General features: G+C 66.1%; 2 protein-coding genes. One reads left to right on the top strand and one right to left on the bottom strand.

Annotation, left to right across the window (positions count from 1 at the left end; translation table 11 throughout):
• Window positions 1–1,941: ribonuclease catalytic domain-containing protein (locus DBR23_RS21365; protein WP_233250649.1), on the bottom strand; the 1,941-nt coding region annotated here is incomplete at its 3' end.
• An 89-nt stretch (window positions 1,942–2,030) separates the two neighbouring features.
• Here DBR23_RS21365 and DBR23_RS21360 point away from each other — a divergent pair.
• Window positions 2,031–2,925 (top strand): pilin glycosylation ligase domain-containing protein (locus DBR23_RS21360; RefSeq protein ID WP_199227770.1); only part of this gene is annotated, 895 nt, incomplete at its 3' end.

Below are 2,925 nucleotides of genomic sequence, written 5' to 3'. Positions count from 1 at the left end.
GTCCAGGCGCTCGATCACGGTGCCGTGGATGTCCAGGGTGATTTCGTCCACCTCGCCCAGCTTGACCTTGAGGCGCGCGCCGCGCGGCAGGTTTTGAGCGCCCAGCACGGGGAACACGAGCGGAATGTCGTCGGCGCGGACAAGGAAACTGCCGCCCGGGCCTTCCTTGAACACGGTGGCGTTCAGCTCGGCGATGCCGTTCTGCTCCACATATTTCAGCGTCCAGAAGCGTTCCATGCCGGCTTGGTAGCCGTTGTAGGCGCTGTAGGCCGCATCGAAGCTGCTGATGATGGAGAACAGGTCGGCGTCCTTGGGCTTGAAGGGCGCGGCCAGGGCGGCCGTCTTGCCGTGGCGGGCGCAGGCAATGATCTGCCACTGGTTGACCAGATCGGTGTAGCGGCGCAGGGGCGAGGTGGCCCACGAATACGCCTTGACGCCGATGCCCGCATGGGGCAGCGCCTTGGTGCCCATGCGCACCTTCACGCCCGGCGCCATGCTGGCCTGGCTGCGGTAGATGCCGGGCACGCCCAGCTCGGCCATCCAGCTGCCCCAGGTGCTGTTGGCCACGATCATGGCCTCGGCCACGATCAGGTCGAGCGGCGCGCCGCGCTGGCGAACGCTGATCTGCACTTGTTCATCGCCCGTGGGCTCGGCACCGTTGTTGCCGACCAGGCGGAAGTTGTAGTCCGGCCGGTTGAAGTTCTCGGGCTTGCCACGCACCACTTCGCGACGGGCCTTGAGGTCCTTGGCGAGGCGGTGCAAAAAGGATAGCTGTGGGCGCAATTCGGACAAGCGCTTGGGGTCGTTTTGGTGCTCAAACGCCGGGTTGGACAGCCATTCTTCGGTCACCACCGCATCGAGCTGGTCGTGGCGCAGGTTGGCGGCCACGTGCACGCGCTCCAGCTTGGTCTCTGAGCCCTTGAACTCCAGCGTCGCTTCGTCGATGGTGACGTACAGCGACACTGCCGGGTTGGCGCGGCCTTCGTCCAGCGTGTAGGTCTGCACCACGTCATCCGGCAGCATGGTGATCTTGTAGCCCGGCATGTACACGGTGGACAGGCGGGCGCGTCCGAGCTGGTCGATGGCGCTGCCCGGCTGGATGGCCAGGCCGGGTGCGGCGATGTGGATGCCCAGCACCACGGTGCCGGTGCCCAGGCCTTGTACCGACAGCGCATCGTCGATTTCGGTGGTCTGCGAATCGTCGATGGAATACGCCTGGGCGGACGACAGCGGCAGCTCGTCGGCAATGACGGGCGCCGTGAGCGCGGGAAAGCCCGTGCCCTTGGGGAAGTTCTCGAACAGAAAGCGCTTCCAGTGGAACTGGTAGGCCGAGTCGATGGCGCCGGCCTTTTGCAGCAGGTCGAGCGGCGCGGTGTGGGTGGCGCGGCTGGCGTCGACCACGGCCTTGTATTCGGGCGCGTTCTTGTCCGGTTTGAACAGGATCTTGTAGAGCTGGTCGCGGATGGGCTGCGGGCATTCGCCGCGTCCGAGCGCTGCGGCCCACTCGTCGATCTGCGCCAGGATGGCCTTTTTCTTCTCGATGGCGGCCAGCGCCTGCTGCAGGATCTCGGCCGAGGCCTTCTTGAAGCGGCCCTTGCCCGCGCGGCGGAAGTAGTGGGGCGCGTCGTACAGGCGGAACAGCGCACCGGCCTGCTGGATCAGGGTGGCGTTCTCGGAGAAATAGTCTCGCGCCAGGTCGGCAAAGCCAAATTCGTCTTCGGGAGCGAATTCCCAGGCCAGATCCAGCTCGATGGTCTCGGCCACGGCCTGGGCCTGGGCGACGAGTTCTGCCGGGGCGGGTTTTTCGAACTTCAGGAGGATGTGGGCGGCCTTGACCTTGACCCGTTTGCCCGAGTCCAGCTCCACTTGGGCGGAGGTATCGGCTTCGGACAGGATACGGCCGGCGAGAAATTTGCCGGCTTCTTCAAACAGTGCGTGCATGGCGGCGATTGTCCCATGGGCGCCAGCGGGTACCCGGGCAGCCGCGCATATGATCCACGGCGCGCCCTTTCTGCCCGACCTGCCATCCCATGCCCTTTGCCACCATGGCCACGCCGCTGACACTGCTGGCACTGGCGCTGCCGTTCCTGTTCTGCTTCACGCAGGCCCCCATCAACAACTTCTGGCCCCTGCTGGCGTCCTGGGGCTGCGGCGCGGTGCTGGTGCTGCTGGCCCTGGCTCGCTGCGGCAGTTCGCCTGGGCGGTATCAGGAAGGGGAGACCGGGGTTGCGCCAGCCCTGGTGTCGAGCCGGATGCTGGCGGCGGGCCTTCTCGTAGCGGCACTGATCAGTGCAGTCATCGGGCTGCTGCAGTACTTTCTGGGGGACCCTGGCCTGCCAGGAGTGCAGCCCTCCACCCTGGGCCAGGCCATTGGCAACCTGCGCCAGCGCAATCAGCAGGCCACGCTGTTGAGCCTGGGTGTGTGGGCCTTGCTGTGGACCCTGGTCCAGAGGCAAGGGCGTTTGGAACAGCCAGGCTCTGCCACCCCCCTTCAGACAGGGCAAGCTTGGCCCGGTTGGTTGACGGGTTGGCTGGTGGCTTGTGGGCTGGCATTGCTGGCGATGTCGAGCGCGGCCACGGCGTCGCGCACCGGGGCTGCGCAGTGGTTGTTACTGCTGGGGCTCGTGGTGTGCTGGCGCGTGTCATGGGGGCGTCTGGTTCTTGGGGTGGGGCTGGTGGGACTGGTTTTGTATGGCGCAGCGGCCTGGCTGCTGCCCCGTTTACTGCTGGACTGGACCGGGTTCGCATCGGATGGGCTGTTTGTGCGCATCCTCGACGAAGAGCCTGGTTGCACCAGCCGCCGCGTGCTGTGGGCCAATGTGCTGCACCTGATCGCTCAAAAGCCCTGGGTGGGCTGGGGCTGGGGGGAGCTGGACTACGCGCACTACGTCACCGTGTTCCCGGGCGAGCGGTTTTGTGTGTTGC

This window comes from Acidovorax sp. HMWF018 (assembly GCF_003061035.1).
In the GTDB taxonomy this organism is placed as follows: Bacteria; Pseudomonadota; Gammaproteobacteria; order Burkholderiales; family Burkholderiaceae_C; genus Acidovorax; species Acidovorax delafieldii.
Note: the sequence above shows the minus strand (reverse complement) of the source record. Positions and strands in the feature narration are given on the sequence as shown.